This is a genomic window from Ramlibacter sp. (assembly GCA_019635435.1).
Classification (GTDB): Bacteria; Pseudomonadota; Gammaproteobacteria; order Burkholderiales; family Burkholderiaceae_C; genus JAHBZM01.
In genome coordinates this window covers 3637324-3655985 of sequence record JAHBZM010000001.1, presented here as the reverse complement: position 1 = coordinate 3655985, position 18662 = coordinate 3637324, and the positions used below count along the sequence as shown (strand labels likewise).

The following is an 18662-nucleotide window of genomic DNA, read 5'->3' as shown; positions in this document are numbered from 1 at the left end:
GGCCTTGCCGGCCATTCGCTACCCTTTTGATAGCGAACAGTGGCCGCCAGTCCTGGACTACAGGCCTGAAAGACCTATTTGCACTGCTGGTCGGTGATCGCCGCGACGGTCTCGCCCTTGTCCTTCTTCTTGTCGGCGGCCTGCCGGTCCTCTTCGGTGATGAGCAGCTTCACGAAGCGGGTGACGGTGTTGTCCACTTCCTGGAGCACGTTCTGGATCTCCGCGCGTGAGGCGTCGTTGCGCAGGATGTCCGCGATGCGATCCACCACGGGTGTCGTGGAGGCAGGTGCCGGTGGCGGTGGCGGTGGCGGCGGGGGTGCCGGCTCGGGGGCCGGTGCAGGCGGCGGGGCCGAAGGGGGCGGTGGCGCAGGAGGGGGTTGCGGCGCGGGCGGTGGTGGTGGCGGTGGCGGTGGCGGTGGCGTGGGCGTCGGTGCAGGTGCCGGTGGTGGCGGAGGCGTGGGGACCGGCGTGGGCGCGGGTGCCGGCGCGGGCGCGGGGGGCGTGGGCGCCGCCACCGGCGTGCCATTGGCCGTGTACAGCACAGGCGTGCCCGTGCTGGTGGCCGAGGGGCCAAAGGTCACGGTGTTGCCCGCGGTGCCCGTGACGCCGGCGGGGCCGGACACCCCGGCGTTCTGCGTCAGGTCATTGGCGGCGTTCAGGACCACCGTGCCGGAGCTGGACGAGACATTGCCGTTCAGCGTCATGTTGCCGGTGCTGGTGAGGTTGGACGCGGTGAGCGTGATGTTGCCGGTGGCATTGATCCCCGCGGCGCCAACGGTCAACGGGCTGTTGGCGGTGATGCTCACATGGCCGCCGGCCGCGACGATCGCGCCCACGGTGTTGATGCCGCCGGTGTTGAGCACGGTGATGCCGCCGTTGGCCGTCGACACGCCCGCCAGGTCCAGCGCGCCGGTGTTGGTCAGGTCGATGTTGCCCGTGCTCGAGGTGCTGGCCAGGAAGGTGGCCACCTGGTTGCCGGCCAGGTTCAGTGCAATCCCCGACTGGGACTGGGCCGACAGCTGCCCGGGGGTGACCAGCGCGCCGCCCTGGGTGATGTCGCCGGCGGGGGCGGACAGGCTGATCGATGAGGCGCTGATGGGGCCCACCGCAAGGTTGCCGCTGGTTTGTGTGATGGTGACCGGGCCGCCCAGCGTGATGGCGCCGCTGGTCTGGCTGAAGCTGTTGCCGACATACAGGGAGCCCGCGCCGCTGAGCGCTCCGCCGCCCTGGCTGTAGTCCGCGGTGTTCAGGCTGCCCGCCATGATCAGGCTGCCGCTGTTCAGCGCCAGGCTGCCGTTGCTGGTCAGCGTCTGCAGGCTGGTGTTGCCCGGCAGGTCGTACACCACCGTGGCGCCAACCGGAATGCTCACCGCCTGCACGTTGGATGCGTCGGGCAGCGCGTCCCAGTTGCCGGCTGAACTCCAGAGCCCGTCTGATGCGGCGCCGCTCCAGGTGGACAGCGGGCGGACCAGGATGGTGCTGTTGGTGTTGGCAACGGGCGTGACCACGTAGTTGGCGCCGCCATTGCCGTCATTGACCGTGACGCTGGCCACGTTCACGGTCTTGCCCGTGCCCACGTTGCGGTCCGCGAAATTGAAGACACCGCCGGTCAGCGTGTCCGCGCCAAACAGGGTGCCGGCCGACACCACGGCGGTCCCGGCGGCGGCGGTGGTGCCGTCGTACACGCGCGAGACGTCGCTGGTGGTCACCGACAGCGGCGCCGGCGTGATGTTGCTGGTGGTGTTGGGCGCGTGGCTGACGGCGTAGTTGGCGCCGCCATTGCCGTCGTTGACGGTCACCCCGCCGACGTTGACGGTCAGGTTGCTGCCCGCGTTCCTGCTCACGAACGCAAAGCTGCCGCCGCTCAGGGTGTCGCCGCCAAACAGGGAGCCGCCGGTCACGGTGGCCGAACCCGCGGCGTTGGTCGTGCCGTCATACACGCGGTTGACATTGGTGGTGCTAACCGTGAGCGCCGCGGGGGTGATGGTGCCCGGGGCGGTGTTGGTGGTGACGGTGTAGTTGAGGCCCCCGTTGCCGTCGTTGAGCGTGTAGCCACCGTTGACCTGCAGGGTGCTGGCGTTGGCGCCCAGCACGTTCTTGCTGGTGAATGACTGGCTCAGGCCGGTGAGCGTGTCGCCACTGCCCAGGGTGCCAAAGGTGGGGATGGCCGCCGACGCGGTGCCGCCGTCAAAGGCACGGCTGTCGCCCACGGCCGAGATCGACAACGGCGCGGCCGTCACGCTCGCGTTGGCCGGCACATAGGTCAGGTTGTAGCCGCCGGGCGTCACCAGGGTGCCCAGGCCTATCGCATAGGTGCCCACATTGCGCCCGGGCGCGGTCACGGCGAGCGAACCGGTCAAGCCGTCCTGGGTGAAGACGTTGCCATAGGTTGCTGCGTTGACCAGGCCGCTGACCGAGTGGGTGGGCGAGGCGAAGCTGGCCGTTCCGTCATAGACCCGGCTCTGGGCGTTGGCGGTGACGGTCAGGCCGGGTTGCTGCGAGAAGACGTAGCGGTTGCCGGCCGCGATGGTGCCCGGCGCGTCGGTCGCGATGGTGGCGTTGTAGACCGCGTTGTTGCCCGAGAGCAGGCCACCAAAGGTGTTGCCCGCGGGCGATGTGGAGTACACCAGCCAGCGCCCGCCGCTGGCGGTCAATGCGGCGGCGCCGTTGGTGTTGATGTAGTTGCTCCCGGCGGCCAGCACGATGGCGTCGGCGCTGGCCGTGCTGCTGATGGCCTGGTTCTGCGTCAGCTGGCCGGCGGTGTGGACGAACACGCTGCCGCTGCCACCGGTGATCGCGCCGTCGATGTCCAGGTTGCCCGTGCTGTCGTACAGCGTGATGCCGCCCGACGCACTGGCCAGCGTGCCCACACTGTTGATCTGGTTGCCCGTGTTGGCCAGGTTGACGGCCCCGCCCAGGCTGTTGCCGCTGAGCTGCCCGACATTCAAGGATGTGGCGACTTGCTGCCCGATGGCGCCGCTGATGCTGGTGAGCGCCAGGGCGGTGCTGGCCGTGACATCGCCCAGGCTGGCCGATGTGGCGTTGGTCAGCGACACATTGGCACCCGCGACCGCGCCGTTGGCCAGTGCCAGGGCGCCGGTGCCCAGCGCATCCAGTGTCACCGTGGCCGAGCCCGAGGCGCTGGAGACTGTCTTGCCCGGTCCCAGGGTGATGCCATTGCCCTTGAGGGTGACGGGGCCGTTGACCGAGAACACGCTCTGGTTCACCGTCAGGGCGCCCGCACTCTCGATGTTGATCAGCCCGGTGGTGCTGCCCACCACGCCCGCGATGCCGTCGACCGTGCCGATCTGCAGGGCGCTGGTGCTCTTCATCTCGAACACCCCCGCATAGGCCCGGCCGCTGACCTGGCCGACCTGGTTGCCGGCGTTGTTGAGGCTGACGGTCACGGCATCGGCGTTCAGGTTGGCCACGGTGAGCGCCGCGCTCTGCGAGATGCCCGGGCCCGAGACGTTGCTGTTGATCAGGCTCAGTGCCGAGGTGCCCACCGGGTTGATGACGCCACCGGTGCTACCAATGGAGATGCCGCCGGTGTAGGTGCCCCCGCCCACCACCAGAACCGAGGCCGTGATGTTGTTCACCTCGGAAGCCGACAGGTTGAGCGCGGCGGTTTCGCTGCTGCCGCCCAGCGTGATGGACCGGTTGGTCGAGAAGGGCGTGATCACGGTGCGCCCGGCGCCCGAGTTGACGGTGCTCGCAATGGCAATGCGGTCGCCCACCAGCTTGATCTCGCCGCCCGCGGTGCTGAGCGTGGTGCCTGCCACGGACACGTCGTATGAGCTCGCCGGGGCCGGCGGCGGGGTGCCCGAGCCGGTCACGGTGAGGGTGGCGGCACCGCTGGCGCTCACGCTGCCCCCGGCCAGCTCGACCCCCTTGACGCCCGAAGCGCTGGGCGCCGACGCCGTGCCGTTGATGGCAATGTTGCCGCTGGAGGTCAAATTGCCTGCGATGGTGGTGGCCACGATCGCCGTGGCCGTGGTCGCGGAGGACACGCTGCCCGTGACCGTGAGCCCGCCCGGGCCGCCGATCAGTTGCCCCGTGGCCCCAATGTCCACGCCCGTGCCCGCGCTGCCGCCCACGGTGGCGCCGCCCGTGACCTGCAGCAGGCCGTTGGCCTGGACCTGGCCGTCGATCCGCACGGCGGCACCGTTGGCCGCCGAGGGGTTGTTGAAAGTGCCGTTCAGCGTGACGCTGCCGCCCGTGCTGACGATGGTGGAGCCGGTGTTGGACAGGATGCCCCGGCTGTTCACATAGGACGTCGATCCAGCGGTGCCGGTCACCGTGATGGGGCCGCTGCTGGAGACGACGGCGCCGCTGTCCAGCCGCACGCCCGCCGTGCCTTCCACATAGCCCGAGTTGCCGGTCACGCCGCTCAGCGTCAAGGCGCCGCCCGCCGAGGACACGGTGGCGTTGGCCAGCAGCAGGGCGCTGGGGGAGCCGAAGCTGGCCGTGTGGCTGGTGAGCTCGCCATCCAGGGCCACGGTGCCGGCACCGGTGTTCTGGATCAGGCTGGCCACGGCGCTGCTGTCCTTGATTGCCAGCGCGCTGGAGGTGGGCGCGGCGCCATCGCTGGTGCCCCGGCCCTTGACCAGCAGGTTGCCGCCCGAGGCCGTCAGGGTCGTGCCGGTCAGCAGCACGCGCGAGGTCAGGCTCTGCACCGTCAGGCCACTGGAGGCATTGACGGTGGCGCGGTCGATCAACACGCCCTGGGCCCCGGTGGCGGTGCTGCCGTCGATGGTGACCAGGCCCCCGGTGATCACGGGGGTCCCCGTGAACCTGAGGATCTGGGCGCCGATGCCGGCCGTGGACGTGCCCGCAATGTCCACCTGGCCGGCGCCTGCGTTCACCACGGCGTCGGTCAGGTCCACGCCGTTGCCGGCGTTGCCCCCCGTGCCCTTGAGGCTGATGCTGCCCCCGTTGGAGCCCAGCACGGCGCCGGTCATCAGCCTGACCGTGCCGCCGGTGCTCGAGGCCACGCTGCTGTCAAAGGAACGGCCCGACTGGAAGTCCAGGTTGAGCGCACCGGTGGAGGAGCTGAGGGTGACGCCGGAGTCAATCACCACATCGCCATGCGCCACGAGCTTGAGCGTGGCGGCGCTGCCGGCCGACTTGGTGATGTTTTCCGCCACGCGGATCTGCGATTCGTCGGGGGCGGGGGCCGTGGCCGGCCCGCTGGTCTTGATGGTGACGTTGCCGCCGGAATTCAGGGCGGTCTCGATGATGGAAGGGGCAATGTAGGACGACTGGGCCGTGCCCTCCCCGCCATAGGTGCCGGGGAAGGTGGGCGAGACAGCCGGCCCGCCCACGCTGGCGATCACGATTTCGTACGGGTCCAGCAGCCAGTTGCCGGCCAGGCCTGTGGCGGCCCGCGCGTTCACGGTGGCGGCCGACTGGACATCCAGCAGCGCCTTGCCCGAGGTTTCCACCTGCCCGCCATTGCCGCCATCCACGCCGCCACGGGCGCTGATGGCCGCGGCGGTGCGCGTGATGCCATCGCTCCACAGCACCACGGTCCCGCCATCGCCATGGTCCGTGGCGTCCGCGCGGAGGGTGCTGCCCGTCTCGGCCGTGGTCTGGCTCGCATTGGCCACGCGCGCATCCTGGCCCTGCCAGCCCCCGCCGATCAGCACCTCGCCGCCCCCGTGGGCGCCGCTGGCGTCGATCACCGCGCCGCTCCTGAGCATCACCTTGCTGGCGCTGGCCTGCACCTGCCCGCCCAGCGCGCCCTTGCTGGCCACGATCTGGCCGCTGATCTCGGCCTCCTGGCGGCCCTTGAGGATGACCTTGCCGCCCTCGGCGCTGACCGCGTTCGCGCTGATGTAGCCGCTGTGCTTCAGGGTGCCGGCGAACACGCCCACGGCGTCGCCCTTGAGGGTGCCCAGGTTCAGGGCCTGGTCTTCGGGGGCCTGCAACTCAAGCCGGATGCCTTCCAGCCCGCGCCCGGTGAGCTCGGCCTTCTGCCCGGCGGCCAGCACGGTGGCGCCGTTGGGCGATTCGACCAGGGCCTGGATGCCGGTGTTCACGCGCGGGGCGATCAGCACGATGTCGCCGCTGCGCGCCAGGATGCGGCCGTTGACGCTGAGCTCGCCGTTGGCGATGCCGTCGCCGCCAAAGACCAGTTGCCCGGCCAGCGCGTGGGCATCGCTCAGGCGCAGGGTGGAGGCGGTGAAGCCGGCGGTGTCCACGATGGCGCCGGCGCCCACGGCAATGCCCGCGGGGTTGACCAGCACCAGCTTGCCGTTGGAGCTGAGGGTGCCGAAGATGGCGCTGGGGTTGTTGCCCAGCACGCGGTTGATGCTGGTGCTGTCGGCGCCGGGCTGCAGGAAGCGGGTGGTGCTGCCCGCGGGGATGTTGAAGCTTTGCCAGTCCAGCGCGCTGTGGCTGGTGCCCGCGCCGTTGTGGGTGGTGATCAGGGTCTGGTGGCCCTGGGTGACCACGCTGGCGCTGCCGTGGATGGCTTGCAGGCCCACGGGCTGGGCCTGGGCCGCGCCGATGAAGGCCCCGGCAATCGCCAGGGCCGCCCCTGCCGGCCTGAAGCCCGCAACGGCAGGGCTGGCCACGCCCCGGGAGTGGCCGGGCAGCGGTCGCTGTCCGGCGGGGAGGAATCGTGTGGACAGCATGCTGGGCCCGGTTGTGTTGTTTACATTTTGCTACATCGACTTATAGCGGATCGCCTTGCCGGTGAACAGGGCTGGGCGTCTCATTCCCCCGGGAAGCGTGCAAAACCCCCCGAAATCACCGTCTGGCAACGGGCGGCGCGGGGCTTGGCCTTGACCGGGCTCATTCAGGGGTAAGCCAAATGCGTGAAACTCGGGCCCACAGGATTCACCCCGAGATGACCCCTTCCTTTCTTTCCCTGGGCTGGCGCACGCTGTGGCGCGATTTGCGCGCGGGCGAGCTGCGGCTGCTGATCGTGGCCGTGACGCTGGCGGTGGCGGCGCTGACGGCGGTCGGCTTTTTTGCCGACCGGCTGCAGGGGGGGCTGGCGCGTGACGCGCGTCAATTGCTGGGGGGCGATGCCATCGTGTCCAGCGACAACCCCACGCCGCCGGCCTTTGTGGACCGGGCCCGGGCGCTGGGCCTGCAGTCGGTCACCACACTGGGCTTTCCCACCATGGGCCGCGCCAGCGAGGCGCAAGGGGGCGCCAGCAAGCTGGTGGCGCTCAAGGTGGTCGGCGCAGGCTACCCGCTGCGCGGCAGCCTGCGCGTGGCGCCGGGGCCCGAGGCCGAGGGCGCGCCCACGCGCGAGGTGCCCGGCCCCGGCGAAGCCTGGATCGACGCGCCCCTGCTCGATGCGCTGGCGCTGAAGATGGGCGACGTGCTGTTGCTGGGCGACGCCAGCCTGCGCATTGCACGCGTCATCGTGACCGAGCCCGACCGGGGCGCCGGCTTCATGAGCTTTGCGCCGCGCGTCATGATCAACCAGGCCGACATTGGCGCGACCCGGCTGGTGCAGCCGGCCAGCCGCCTGACCTACCGCTTTGCCGTGGCCGGGCCCGACGCCGCCGTGCGCCAGTACCTCAACTGGGCCGAGGCCGAGGTCAAGAAGCCCGAGGTGCGCGGCCTGCGGCTGGAGTCGCTGGAGACCGGCCGCCCCGAGATGCGCCAGACGCTGGACCGCGCCAAGAAATTCCTCAACCTCGTGGCCCTGCTGTCGGCCCTGCTGTCGGCCGTGGCCGTGGCGCTGGCGGCGCGCGGCTTTGCCGCCAACCACCTGGACGACTGCGCCATGCTGCGCGTGCTCGGGCAGAGCCAGCGCACCATAGCGCTGGGCTATGCCGTGGAGTTCGCGCTGATCGGCGTGTTTGCCAGTGCGCTGGGCGTGGCGCTGGGCTACGGTGTGCACTACGTGTTTGTCTGGCTGCTGTCCGGGCTGATGGACGCGGCGCTGCCGGCGGCCAGCCTCTGGCCCGTGGTCTTTGGCCTGGGCATGGGGCTCACGCTGCTCGCGGCCTTCGGCCTGCCGCCCGTGCTGCAGCTGGCCCAGGTGCCGCCGCTGCGCGTGATCCGGCGTGACGTGGGCGGCCTCAAGCCGGCCTCGCTCGCGGTGCTGGGGCTGGGCGTGGCGGGCTTTGCCGCGCTGCTGCTGGCGGCCAGCTCCGACCTCAAGCTCGGCCTGATTGCCGTGGGCGGCTTTGCCGGCGCCGTGGCGGTGTTTGCCTCGCTGAGCTGGGTGGCCGTCAAGCTGCTGCGGCGCAGTGTGAATGAGGCCACGGCGCCGCGCTGGCTGGTGCTGGCCACGCGCCAGATCTCGGCGCGCCCGGCCTATGCGGTTGTGCAGGTCAGTGCGCTGGCCGTGGGCCTGCTGGCGCTCATCCTGCTGGTGCTGCTGCGCACCGACCTGATTGGCAGCTGGCGCAAGGCCACGCCGCCCGACGCCCCCAACCGCTTTGTGATCAATGTCATGCCCGAGCAGGGCGATGCCTTCCGGAAGGCGCTGCGCGACGCGGGCGTCAGCCAGTTTGACTGGTTTCCGATGATTCGCGGCCGCCTGGTGGCGGTCAACGGCAAGGCCGTGTCGCCGGACGACTACACCGACGAGCGGGCCAAGCGCCTGGTGGACCGCGAGTTCAACCTGTCGCACGCGAGCCGCAAGCCCGAGCACAACCAGATCGTGGCCGGCGCCTGGACCGAGGACGAGGCCGGCGCCATCAGCGTGGAAGAGGGCATTGCCCAGACCCTGGGCCTGAAGCTGGGCGACGAGCTGCGCTTTGACATTGGCGGCATTGACAGCAGCGCCCGCGTGACCTCGCTGCGCAAGGTGGACTGGGGCTCGATGCGCGCCAACTTCTTCGTGATGTACCCGGTGGCGCGCATGCCCGACCTGCCCGTGACCTACCTGAGCGCGTTCCGCGCGCCGGCCACCCGCGGCTTTGACAACGCGCTGGTGCGGGCCTTTCCCAACATCACCAACGTGGACATGACGGCCACGCTGAACCAGGTGCAGGGCGTGCTGGACAAGGTGATCCGCGCCATCGAGTTCCTGTTCGGCTTCACGCTGGCGGCCGGGCTGGTGGTGCTGTTCGCGGCCGTTACGGCCACCCGCGAGGAGCGCGCGCGAGAGTTCGCCATCATGCGGGCCGTGGGCGCGCGCGCCAGCCTGCTGCGCCACGTGCAGCGCGCCGAACTGGCCGGCGTGGGCCTGCTGGCCGGCTTTCTGGCCAGTGTGGTGGCGGCGGCCGTCGGCTGGGCGCTGGCGCGCTATGCGTTCGAGTTTGAGTGGACGGTGTCGCTGTGGGTGCCGCTGGTGGGCGCGCTGGCCGGCGCGGTGCTGGCGCTGGCGGCTGGCTGGTGGGGCCTGCGCGAGGTGCTGACCCGGCCGGTGGTGGACACGCTGCGGCGCGCGGCCGAATGAAGGGCCGCTGTTTTGCTACAAATTGGATAGCGCGCAGTGGCCGCCAGTCCTGGACTCCAAGCCTTTTTGACCATGAACATTGAAGAAAAACCCAAGTTTGCAACCCCGTTTGAATGGATTGGCGGCGAGGAGCGCATCCAGGCCATGGTCGAGCGCTTTTACGACCTGATGGACCTGGAACCCGGCTACGCCGCGCTGCGCGCCGCCCATGGCAGCGACCTGGCCAATGCGCGCCAGCGCCTGTTCTGGTTCCTGTGCGGCTGGATGGGCGGGCCCCAGCACTACACCGAGCGTTTTGGCCACCCCATGCTGCGCGCGCGCCACCTGCCGTTTCACATCGGCATCAAGGAGCGCGACCAGTGGCTGGCCTGCATGGACCAGGCCATGGGCGAGACCGGCGTGCCCGACGACCTGCGCGCGCGCCTGCGCAGCAGCTTTTTCCAGACGGCGGACTGGATGCGCAACGCGCCCGGCGGCTAGGCCCGCGTCGCTCAACCGGGCGACAGCAGCACCACCAGCGCACCCGCCCCGCCATCGGCCGGGCGGGCCTGCACAAAGGCCAGCACCTCGTTTTTCTGGATCAGCCAGCCCTGCACCTTGTTCTTGAGCACGGGCACCTTGCCGGGCGAGCCCAGGCCCTTGCCATGCACCACGCGCACGCAGCGGATGCCTTCGCGGTGGGCCGTGCGGATGAAGGCCGACAGGTCTTCGCGGGCTTCCTCGCGGCGCAGGCCGTGCAGGTCGATCTCGCGCTGGATGCTCCAGTCGCCCTTGCGCAGCTTGCGGGTCACGTCGGTGCCGATGCCCGGGCGGCGAAAGCTCAAGGCGTCATCCACGTCCAGCAGGGTGCTGGCGTCAAACTCGTCGCTCAGGCTCTCGTGCAGCACGCGCTGTTCGTCCAGTTGCTGCTGCACGGCAATCGGCGCGGGCGGCTCGGGCGCCAGCGGCACGCGCGGGGCCTGGCGGATCGGTTTGACCTCGCCGGCCGCGCGCTGGAACAGGTTCTGCTCGGCCTGCCGCCGGCGCTCGGCCGCCTCGCGCGCGGCCTGCCGCTGCGCATCGAGCTGGCGCTGTTCGTCCAGCTGCTTTTGCACCAGCTTGAGGTCCTGCAGCGAGCTGATCCGGTGGCCGGCCTTCACAGCAGCCCCCGTTCGGCCATCGACAGGGCCTCGCCCGTGCCGACGATGATGTGGTCGAGCACGCGCACATCCACCAGGGCCAGCGCGGCCTTGAGGCTTTGGGTGAGCGCCTCGTCGGCGCGGCTGGGCTGCACGCTGCCGCTGGGGTGGTTGTGGGCCAGCACCACACTCGCGGCCTGGTGGTGCAGGGCGCGCAGCACCACCTCGCGCGGGTAGACGCTGGTCTGCGTGAGCGTGCCGCGAAACAGCTCCTCCAGCGCCAGCAGGCGGTTCTGCGCATCCAGGAACAGCACGGCAAACACCTCATGCGCCTTGTGCGCCAGGTTCAGCTGCAGGTAGTGCTTGACGGCGCCCGGGGTGCTGAACACCTCGCGCTCCTTGAGGCGCTGGGCCACGGCGCGGCGCGCCAGCTCGAGCACGGCCACCAGCTGGGCCCGCTTGGCCGGCCCGCCCAGGCCCTTGATGCGCTTGAGGTCGTCGGCGCCGGCGTTGAGCAGGCCGGCCAGGCCGCCAAAGCCCGCGGGCGGCTCGCCCAGCAGCTCGTGCGCCAGGTGCAGCACGCTCTTGCCCGCAATGCCCGTGCGCAGGATCAGCGCCAGCAGTTCCGCGTCGCCCAGGGCGCCGGGGCCGCGTGCCAGCAGCTTTTCGCGCGGGCGCGCTTCGGCAGGAAGGTCTTTCAGGGCCATGGCGCTCGGGTTTCTACAATGGAGGCCAGTTTATCGAGAGTTTCATGACTTCCACGCTCCCCCGAATCCAGCCGGGTTCGTTCCTGACGCTGCACTACCGCCTGGCCGGGCCGGGCGGCGACATCATCAACACCTTCAACGACAAGGCCGCCACGCTGTCGCTGGGCACGGGTGAACTCTCGCCCGCCATGGAGCGCTGCCTGATCGGCCTGGAGGAGGGTGCGCGCGCCACCTTCGAGCTGGCCGCGGGCGAGGCCTTTGGCGAGCGCAACCCCGAGATGCAGCAGTGGGTCGCGCGCAAGCTGCTCAACCAGATGGGTGACCCCGACGAGCAATACCACGTGGGCGACGTGGTCCAGTTCCCCACGCCCGACGGCCTGGGCACCTACGCGGGCGCGGTGCAGAAGGTGGGCCAGGACGGCGATGGCGACGGCAAGGCCGACGCCGTGCTGTTCGACTTCAACCACCCGCTGGCTGGCCAGCCGGTGACGTTTGAAGTTCACGTGATTGGCGTGCTATGACTAGCGCCAAGGAAATCATCCTGGCCGAGCCGCGCGGCTTCTGCGCGGGCGTGGACCGCGCGATCGAGATCGTGGAACGCGCGCTGGCCAAGTTCGGCGCTCCCATCTATGTGCGCCACGAGATCGTGCACAACACCTACGTGGTGAATGACCTGAAAGCCAAGGGTGCGGTCTTCATCGAAGACCTGTCCGACGTGCCGCCCGGCGCCACGCTGGTGTTCAGCGCGCATGGCGTGAGCAAGGCCGTGCAGCAGGAGGCGCAAGCCCGCGGCTTCAGCATCTTCGACGCCACCTGCCCGTTGGTGACCAAGGTGCACGTCGAAGTGGCCAAGCTCGCGCGTGAAGGCTACGAGTTCATCATGATCGGCCACAAGGGCCACCCCGAGGTGGAGGGCACCATGGGCCAGCTCGACCACGGCATCCACCTGGTGGAAGACGTGGACGATGTGGCCCGGGTCCAGCCGGCGCAGACCGAGCGGCTGGCCGTGGTCACGCAGACCACGCTGAGCGTGGACGACGCGGCCGACATTGCCGCGGCCGTGCGCCGCCGCTTCCCCAAGGTGCGTGAGCCCAAGCAGCAGGACATCTGCTACGCCACGCAGAACCGGCAGGACGCCATCAAGATCATGTCGCCCCAGGTGGAGCTGATGATCGTGGTGGGCAGCCCCACCAGTTCCAACAGCAACCGCCTGGCCGAGCTGGCGCGCAAGCTCGGCGTTGAAAGCTACATGGTCGATTCCGCCGACGAGCTCCAGCCGGCCTGGCTGGAGGGCAAGGCCCGCGTGGGCCTGACCGCGGGCGCCTCGGCGCCTGAAATCCTGGTGTCCGAGGTGATTGACCGCATCAAGGCGCTCGGGGCCGTCGCGGTGCGCCGGATGGAAGGCATTGAAGAGACCATCAAGTTCCCGCTGCCCAAGGGGCTGCGCCTGGACGACTCGCAGGTCAACCCCGTGAGCCTGCTGCACGCGACCGGGCCACACGAATGAGCCGCTCTGAAATTGATAGCGCGTGGCGGCGGCTGCGCCTGGACTACAGCCACTTTTTGCTTGAAACCCCGCTGTGGAAGCTGCCCGCCGCGGCGCTCGGGCTGCCCGGCGCCGAGATCTGGCTCAAGCTGGAGCACCTGCAGGTGGGCGGCAGCTTCAAGGCCCGCGGCATGCTCAACCGCCTGCTCGCCAACCCGGTGCCGGCCAGCGGCGTGATCGTGGCCTCGGGCGGCAACGCCGGCATCGCCACGGCCGCCGCCGCGAAGGCCCTGGGCGTGAAATGCGAGGTGTTTGTGCCCACCGTGTCCAGCCAGGCCAAGCGCGAGCGCCTGCGCGAACTGGGCGCCGAGGTGGTGGTCACCGGCGCGGCCTATGCCGAGGCGTTGCAGGCCTGCCTGCAGCGCCAGCAGCAGACCGGCGCGCTGCTCACCCATGCCTATGACCAGCCCGAGGTGGTGGCCGGTGCCGGTACCCTGGCCCGGGAAATTGAAGCCGCGGGCGGCCTGCCCGACAGCGTGCTGGTGAGCGTGGGCGGCGGCGGGTTGATCGCGGGCGTGGCCAGCTGGTTTGGCCAGCGCGTGCGCGTGGTGGCGCTGGAGCCCGAACTGGCGCCCACGCTGTACCGGGCCCGCGAGGCCGGCCAGCCCGTGGATGTGACGGTGGGCGGCGTGGCCGCCGACTCCCTGGGCGCCAAGCGCATTGGCGCCATTGCCTGGGAGGTGACGCAGCGCGAAGTCAAGCATGCGCTGCTGCTGCCAGACGATGCGATCCGCGCGGCCCAGCTGCGGCTGTGGCGGCAACTGAAGCTTGCGGTGGAGCCGGCGGCGGCGCTGGGCCTCGCGGCGCTGCAGTCGGGGGCCTATGTGCCGCGCGCGGACGAAAAGGTCTGCCTGATCATCTGCGGCGCCAACGTGGACCCGGCGACGCTGGCGCAGGCCGCGTAGGCCATCAGGCTTCGGGCTGGGACTCGCAGTTGACCATCCAGCCCACGCCGAACTTGTCCACCAGCATGCCGAAATGCGCGCCCCAGAAGGTCTGCGCAAACGGCATGGTGATCATCCCGCCCGTGGCCAGGGCCTTGAACACGGCCTCGCCGCGGGTGGCATCCCCGGGCAGGTTGACCGACATCGAGAAGCCCGCATGCCCCGCGAACGGCTGGCCCGGCATGCGGTCGCTGGCCATGAAGCGGTGGCCGCCGGCCTCGAGCGTGGCGTGCATGACCTTGCTTTTCCAGTCGGCGGGCAACTGCTCTTCCATGGGCGAGCCCTCGTAGCGGTGCAGCGCGGTGATGTGGCCGCCCAGGCATTCGGCGTAGAAGCCCAGCGCGGTCTCGCAGTTGCCGTCGAAGAACAGGTAGGGTTCGATCCGCATCAGAAACTCCCGGTCGTGCTTTGGCAAATCCTACCGCCTAAATGACCGGGTGGGCAGAGGGAGTCCGCCCGCCCACTAAAATTCCGGCATGCTTGATATCACTCTGTTACGAAAAGACCTGCCTTCGGTCGTGGCCGCGCTCGAGACGCGCAAGACGCCGCAGGCCTTTCTCGACGTCGAGGCCTTCAAGGCCCTCGAAGCCGAACGCAAAACGATCCAGACCCGCACCGAGGAACTGCAGGCCAGCCGCAATGCGCTGTCCAGGCAGATCGGCCAGCTCAAGGCCAAGGGCGAGTCCGCCGACGCGGTCATGGCGCAGGTGAACGCGATCAAGGGTGAGCTGGACAGCTCGGCCGCGCGGCTGGAGCAGCTGCAGCCCGAGCTGCAGGCCTTGCTGCTGGCCGTGCCCAATCTGCCGCACGCCAGCGTGCCCGTGGGCGCCGACGAGCACGGCAATGTCGAGGTCCGGCGCTGGGGCACGCCGCGGGCTTTTGACTTTGCGGTACGCGACCATGTGGACATTGGCGAAACGCTGGGGCTGGACTTTGAAACCGGCGTCAAGCTCGCGGGCTCGCGCTTCACGGTGATGAAGGGCCCGGTGGCCCGGCTGCACCGCGCGCTGTCGCAGTTCATGCTCGACGTGCAGACCCAGCAGCACGGCTACACCGAGTGCTATGTGCCCTACATCGTCAATGCCGAAACCCTCCGTGGCACGGGCCAGTTGCCCAAGTTCGAGGGCGACCTGTTCGCCGCCAAGAAAGGCGGGCAGGACTGCGAGGCCGCGCCCGACAACGCCGCGCTGTACCTGATCCCCACCAGCGAGGTGCCGCTGACCAACTTTGTGCGCGACGAGATCGTGGCCGAGTCCGACCTGCCCATCAAGCTCACCGCCCACACGCCGTGCTTTCGCTCCGAGGCGGGCAGCGCCGGGCGCGACACGCGCGGCATGATCCGCCAGCACCAGTTCGACAAGGTGGAGATGGTGCAGATCACGCACCCCGACAAAAGCTACGAGGCGCTGGACGAGATGGTCGGGCATGCCGAGGCCGTGCTGCAGCAACTGGGCCTGCCCTACCGCGTGATGAGCCTGTGCACGGGTGACATGGGCTTTGGCGCGGCCAAGACCTTCGACCTGGAAGTCTGGCTGCCCGCGCAGGGCACCTACCGCGAGATCAGCTCGGTCTCCAACTGCGAGGCCTTCCAGGCCAGGCGCCTGCAGGCGCGCTTCAAGAATGCCGCGGGCAAGAACGAGCTGGTCCACACCCTCAATGGCTCGGGCCTGGCCGTGGGCCGCACGCTGGTGGCGGTGCTCGAGAATGGCCAGAATGCCGATGGCTCGGTGACCGTGCCGGCGGTGCTGCGGCCCTACCTGGGCGGGCTGGAAAGCCTGGTGCCTTGAGATAGAATAACGGGCTTCGCACCACGCGAAACCGAATCAGGAGCGGTGGCAGAGTGGTCGAATGCGCCGGACTCGAAATCCGGTGTACGGTTATGCCGTACCGTGGGTTCGAATCCCACCTGCTCCGCCACAGACCACGCCCGGTGGCCATCGATGAGATGGCCGCCGGGCGTTTTCATTGGTCCGCGCCCGCCGCGATCGCGGGCGCCAGGCCGTCGTCGGTGGACAGCGCTTCCATCGTGCGCTCGGGCTGCCGGCACAGGCCGTCGCGCCCGGGCAGGGCTTCGATAGCGAGCACGGGCTGGTGCATGCCCACGCCGCCAAAGATGGACGCAAACGCGCCATCGGCCGCGTCGCGGCCGGTGGCCAGCCGGATGAAGCCCATGGGAATGGCGGTGCCCGAGGGGTCAAACAGATACCAGCGGTGGCCGACATAGGCCTCCACATAGGCATGGAAGTCCTGCGGGCCCAGGGCCGGGTCGGCGCCGTAGTCGATGCCCGTGGTGAAGCGCGCGGGGATGTTCACCGCGCGGCACAGCGCGATCATCAGGTGGGCAAAGTCGCGGCACACACCCTGCTTGTCCATCAGGGTGTCGCAGGCCGTCGTGGTGCCGCCCGAGCTGTTGGAAAGAAAAACCACATGCTGGCCCACCCAGTCGCAGATCGCCTGCACCCGGCTGTAGCCCTGCCAGAGCACGCCGAACTGCGCCACCGCAAAGCGGTGCAGGCGGTCGGACTCGCAATACCGGCTCGGGTACAGGTAGGGCAGCACATGGCCCGGCAGGTTGGAGACCCAGACCTCGTCCAGGCTGGCGGGGCTGGCCCGGTGGTGGGTGATGTCAACCTGCGCGTCGTACTGCAGGCGCAGCGGGCCGGCCTGGGCGCGCAGCCGCAGGTAGCGCGCCCGCGTCACGGGATCGGTGTGGGACTGGGGCTGCACCGGCTGGCTCAGCGCCAGATGCTCCTGCAGCACCTCCTGGTTGCGGGTGCGTGCGGCCTGCACATTGAAGATGAAATCGGTGCCGTCGGTCAGCACGTCGTACTGAAGATCGACCGAGTACCGCAGCCGCAACGGGGCGGCCTGCTGGCTGGAGTGGGCTTGCTGCATCGGTCATGCTAGCACGCGTGCGCCCAGGGCGTGGGGGCGAGCCGGCGCGCGGCTAGACTCGTGCCATGAAGCCTGAACTGCCGCCGACCGTTGCAACCGCCGCCGAAAGCGAGTGGGTCAGCGGGGAACTGATCCGCAGCCTGATGCGCACCGCCCGCAGCACACGGCTGATCGGCCTGCTGCTCATCTTCCTGTTCGCCGGCGTGTTGTGGTCTGACGCCTCGGCGCTGGCGCTGGGCCTGTGGGGCGCGCTGGCCTTTGGCGTGGCCGCGCTGCGGCTGTGGATCATCCGGCTGTACGGGCAGCAGGTGCTGCACACCGGGGCCGCCGGACAGGCCGGGTTCTATGCGCGCTACGGCTGGATCTGGCCGCTCAGCGCGCTGGCCTGGGGGCTCTCGCCGGTGCTGCATTTCGACCGCGCGCCGCTGCAGGACCAGTTCATCTGCTGGCTCATCCTCGCGGGGCTGGGCATGTTCGCCATCAACAGCTTCTCGTTCCACCTGCGCACCATGCGGGCTTACCTGAATGTGCTGGCGCTGGTGCCGCTGGCGGTGATGCTCTGGCGCATTGGCGTGGACCTGCGCTTCCAGGGGCCGACCTACCACTACTGGCTGGTGGCCATGCTGGTGATGTTCTGGCTGCTGCTGCTGCAGGCCGGGCGCCGGCTGCACGTCACGCACCGCAAGAACTTCGAGCTGCAGTACCGCAACATGCAGCTGATCGAGTCGCTGACGCGGCAGACCCACGCCGCGCTGGACGCGGTCGAGATCAAGAACCGCTTCCTGGCCAGCGCCGCGCACGACCTGCGCCAGCCCGTGCATGCGCTGGGCCTGTACGCCGACTGGCTCAGCGGTGAGCCCGAACTGGTCAAGGAGATCGCGCCCAAGATCGTCGAGTCCACCAAGGCGGTCAATGCGCTGTTCGACTCGCTGTTTGACCTGGTGCGGCTGGACTCGGGCAAGATCAAGCTGACCATCGAGCCTGTGGACCTGGACAAGGTGCTGCACGACCTGGAGGTCCAGTACCGGCCGCTCGCGGAGGCCAAGGGCCTGCAGTTCCGCCTGCACGGCGTGCCGGGCTCCGTGATGTCGGACCCGATCCTGCTGCAGCGCGTGGTGGGCAACCTGGTGTCCAACGCCATCAAGTACACCGAACGTGGCGGCATCCTGGTGGCATCGCGCGTGACGCGGCGTGGCCGCCGCATTGAAGTCTGGGACACCGGAACCGGCATTGCGCCCGAGCACCAGCGCGAGATTTTCCGGGAGTTCTACAAGGTGCCGGCCCACGAAGGCACGCAGGACGGCTTCGGGCTCGGGCTGTACATCGTGGCGCGCCTGTCCAGCATCCTGGGGCACCCGCTGGACCTGGCCTCGCGGCCCGGGCGTGGCACCGTATTCCGGCTGGACCTGGACCCGACCGACCCGCGCCAGGCCGCGGAGCGGGCGGCTGCGGCTCAGCTGGTCAGCAGGCCGTGGGTGCGCGCGTAGTGGATGGTCTGGGTGCGGCTCTTGACGCCCAGGCGGCGGAACAGCCGCCACAGATGGACCTTGACCGTGTGCTCGCTGATGCCGAGTTCGTCGGCGATCTCGCGATTGGACAGGCCGCGGTCCAGCATCACGATGAGCTGCTTCTGGCGCTTGGACAGCTTGTTGTCAGCGGGCGTGAGTTCCTCGAAACCCCCGTCGGCGTTGAGCAGCGCGCGCAACGCAGCACCGATCTCGCTCGCGCCAGAGGATTTCTCGATGTAGATGTCGGCGCCGGCTTCAATGCATTGCTCCTCGGCGTCGGCCGCGGGCGAGGCTGACAGCACGGCCAGCGGCGTGGAAGGGTAGCGGCTCTTGAGCTCGTGGATGCCCGAGGTGCCCGTGGTGTCGGGCAGTTTCAGGTCCAGGCAGAACAGCTCGGGTTCGCCATGGGCCTTCACGGCTGCCTCGACGCCACCCAGGCGGTCCAGTTCCACCACATTGGCGCCGCCACGCAGGCGCCGCAGCAGCATGACCACGGCTTCACGCATCAGGGGATGGTCGTCGATGACAAAGAGGCTCATAAGCGGAAAGTATTTGGGTCTGAAGACAATTT

General features: G+C 69.4%; 13 protein-coding genes and 1 tRNA gene. 8 read left to right on the top strand and 6 right to left on the bottom strand.

What is annotated here, in order from left to right; translation table 11 throughout:
* Positions 1-74: 74 nt before the first annotated feature.
* Entirely contained in the window at positions 75-6638 is a 6564-nt protein-coding gene (locus KF796_17695; protein MBX3588467.1) for a filamentous hemagglutinin N-terminal domain-containing protein, read from the bottom strand.
* Between the two features lie 215 nt (positions 6639-6853).
* Here KF796_17695 and KF796_17690 point away from each other — a divergent pair, with 215 nt between their 5' ends.
* Both KF796_17690 and KF796_17685 read left to right on the top strand, forming a co-directional pair.
* Positions 6854-9373, top strand: a complete 2520-nt coding sequence (locus KF796_17690) for an FtsX-like permease family protein (protein MBX3588466.1) — start codon at positions 6854-6856, stop codon at positions 9371-9373.
* Positions 9374-9445: 72 nt separating this feature from the next.
* A complete protein-coding gene (locus KF796_17685; protein MBX3588465.1) occupies positions 9446-9853 on the top strand; it encodes a group II truncated hemoglobin in 408 nt (135 codons plus the stop codon).
* 11 nt (positions 9854-9864) lie between these two features.
* On the opposite strand, the gene KF796_17680 is transcribed toward KF796_17685, so the two are convergent.
* The gene (locus KF796_17680) at positions 9865-10512 is read right to left on the bottom strand and encodes a Smr/MutS family protein (GenBank protein ID MBX3588464.1); all 648 of its coding nucleotides are present in this window, start codon (positions 10510-10512) and stop codon (positions 9865-9867) included.
* Positions 10509-11198 (bottom strand): DNA repair protein RadC, encoded by a 690-nt coding sequence (radC, locus tag KF796_17675; protein ID MBX3588463.1) that lies wholly within the window; start codon positions 11196-11198, stop codon positions 10509-10511. Before radC ends, KF796_17680 begins: the two co-directional genes overlap by 4 nt.
* A 44-nt stretch (positions 11199-11242) precedes the next feature.
* Between radC and KF796_17670 the strand changes: the two genes are divergently transcribed.
* From KF796_17670 to KF796_17660, 3 genes are read left to right on the top strand one after another with little or no spacing between them, the layout of a single operon-like run.
* Positions 11243-11719, top strand: a complete 477-nt coding sequence (locus KF796_17670) for an FKBP-type peptidyl-prolyl cis-trans isomerase (GenBank protein ID MBX3588462.1) — start codon at positions 11243-11245, stop codon at positions 11717-11719.
* Positions 11716-12705 (top strand): 4-hydroxy-3-methylbut-2-enyl diphosphate reductase, encoded by a 990-nt coding sequence (gene ispH / locus KF796_17665; GenBank protein MBX3588461.1) that lies wholly within the window; start codon positions 11716-11718, stop codon positions 12703-12705. Before KF796_17670 ends, ispH begins: the two co-directional genes overlap by 4 nt.
* Positions 12702-13649, top strand: a complete 948-nt coding sequence (locus KF796_17660; protein ID MBX3588460.1) for a threonine/serine dehydratase — start codon at positions 12702-12704, stop codon at positions 13647-13649. The genes ispH and KF796_17660 overlap by 4 nt, the downstream gene beginning before the upstream one ends.
* A gap of 4 nt (positions 13650-13653) precedes the next feature.
* On the opposite strand, the gene KF796_17655 is transcribed toward KF796_17660, so the two are convergent.
* The gene (locus tag KF796_17655) at positions 13654-14070 is read right to left on the bottom strand and encodes a VOC family protein (protein ID MBX3588459.1); all 417 of its coding nucleotides are present in this window, start codon (positions 14068-14070) and stop codon (positions 13654-13656) included.
* A gap of 94 nt (positions 14071-14164) precedes the next feature.
* Here KF796_17655 and serS point away from each other — a divergent pair, with 94 nt between their 5' ends.
* Both serS and KF796_17645 read left to right on the top strand, forming a co-directional pair.
* Positions 14165-15475 carry a serine--tRNA ligase gene (gene serS, locus KF796_17650; protein ID MBX3588458.1) on the top strand — a complete coding sequence of 437 codons (1311 nt, stop codon included), beginning with the start codon at positions 14165-14167 and terminating at the stop codon, positions 15473-15475.
* 39 nt (positions 15476-15514) lie between these two features.
* Positions 15515-15605, top strand: a tRNA-Ser gene (locus KF796_17645).
* A gap of 45 nt (positions 15606-15650) precedes the next feature.
* On the opposite strand, the gene KF796_17640 is transcribed toward KF796_17645, so the two are convergent.
* Positions 15651-16583: a transglutaminase family protein gene (locus tag KF796_17640; protein ID MBX3588457.1), complete on the bottom strand. Its 933-nt coding sequence runs from the start codon at positions 16581-16583 to the stop codon at positions 15651-15653.
* Positions 16584-16648: 65 nt separating this feature from the next.
* Between KF796_17640 and KF796_17635 the strand changes: the two genes are divergently transcribed.
* Positions 16649-18070, top strand: a complete 1422-nt coding sequence (locus KF796_17635; GenBank protein MBX3588456.1) for a HAMP domain-containing histidine kinase — start codon at positions 16649-16651, stop codon at positions 18068-18070.
* Here KF796_17635 and KF796_17630 read toward each other — a convergent pair.
* Positions 18037-18630 (bottom strand): response regulator transcription factor, encoded by a 594-nt coding sequence (locus tag KF796_17630; protein MBX3588455.1) that lies wholly within the window; start codon positions 18628-18630, stop codon positions 18037-18039. The two genes, KF796_17635 and KF796_17630, sit on opposite strands and share 34 nt — an antisense overlap.
* Positions 18631-18662 lie beyond the last annotated feature (32 nt).

Bases quoted from the DNA above. Each gene is read 5' to 3' on its own strand.
- KF796_17695 (MBX3588467.1), bottom strand. From the start codon at position 6,638: ATGCTGTCCACACGATTCCTCCCCGCCGGACAGCGACCGCTGCCCGGC.
- KF796_17630 (MBX3588455.1), bottom strand. From the start codon at position 18,630: ATGAGCCTCTTTGTCATCGACGACCATCCCCTGATGCGTGAAGCCGTG.
- KF796_17670 (MBX3588462.1), top strand. From the start codon at position 11,243: ATGACTTCCACGCTCCCCCGAATCCAGCCGGGTTCGTTCCTGACGCTG.
- KF796_17690 (MBX3588466.1), top strand. From the start codon at position 6,854: ATGACCCCTTCCTTTCTTTCCCTGGGCTGGCGCACGCTGTGGCGCGAT.
- KF796_17660 (MBX3588460.1), top strand. From the start codon at position 12,702: ATGAGCCGCTCTGAAATTGATAGCGCGTGGCGGCGGCTGCGCCTGGAC.
- KF796_17640 (MBX3588457.1), bottom strand. From the start codon at position 16,583: ATGCAGCAAGCCCACTCCAGCCAGCAGGCCGCCCCGTTGCGGCTGCGG.
- KF796_17635 (MBX3588456.1), top strand. From the start codon at position 16,649: ATGAAGCCTGAACTGCCGCCGACCGTTGCAACCGCCGCCGAAAGCGAG.
- KF796_17685 (MBX3588465.1), top strand. From the start codon at position 9,446: ATGAACATTGAAGAAAAACCCAAGTTTGCAACCCCGTTTGAATGGATT.
- radC (MBX3588463.1), bottom strand. From the start codon at position 11,198: ATGGCCCTGAAAGACCTTCCTGCCGAAGCGCGCCCGCGCGAAAAGCTG.
- serS (MBX3588458.1), top strand. From the start codon at position 14,165: ATGCTTGATATCACTCTGTTACGAAAAGACCTGCCTTCGGTCGTGGCC.
- ispH (MBX3588461.1), top strand. From the start codon at position 11,716: ATGACTAGCGCCAAGGAAATCATCCTGGCCGAGCCGCGCGGCTTCTGC.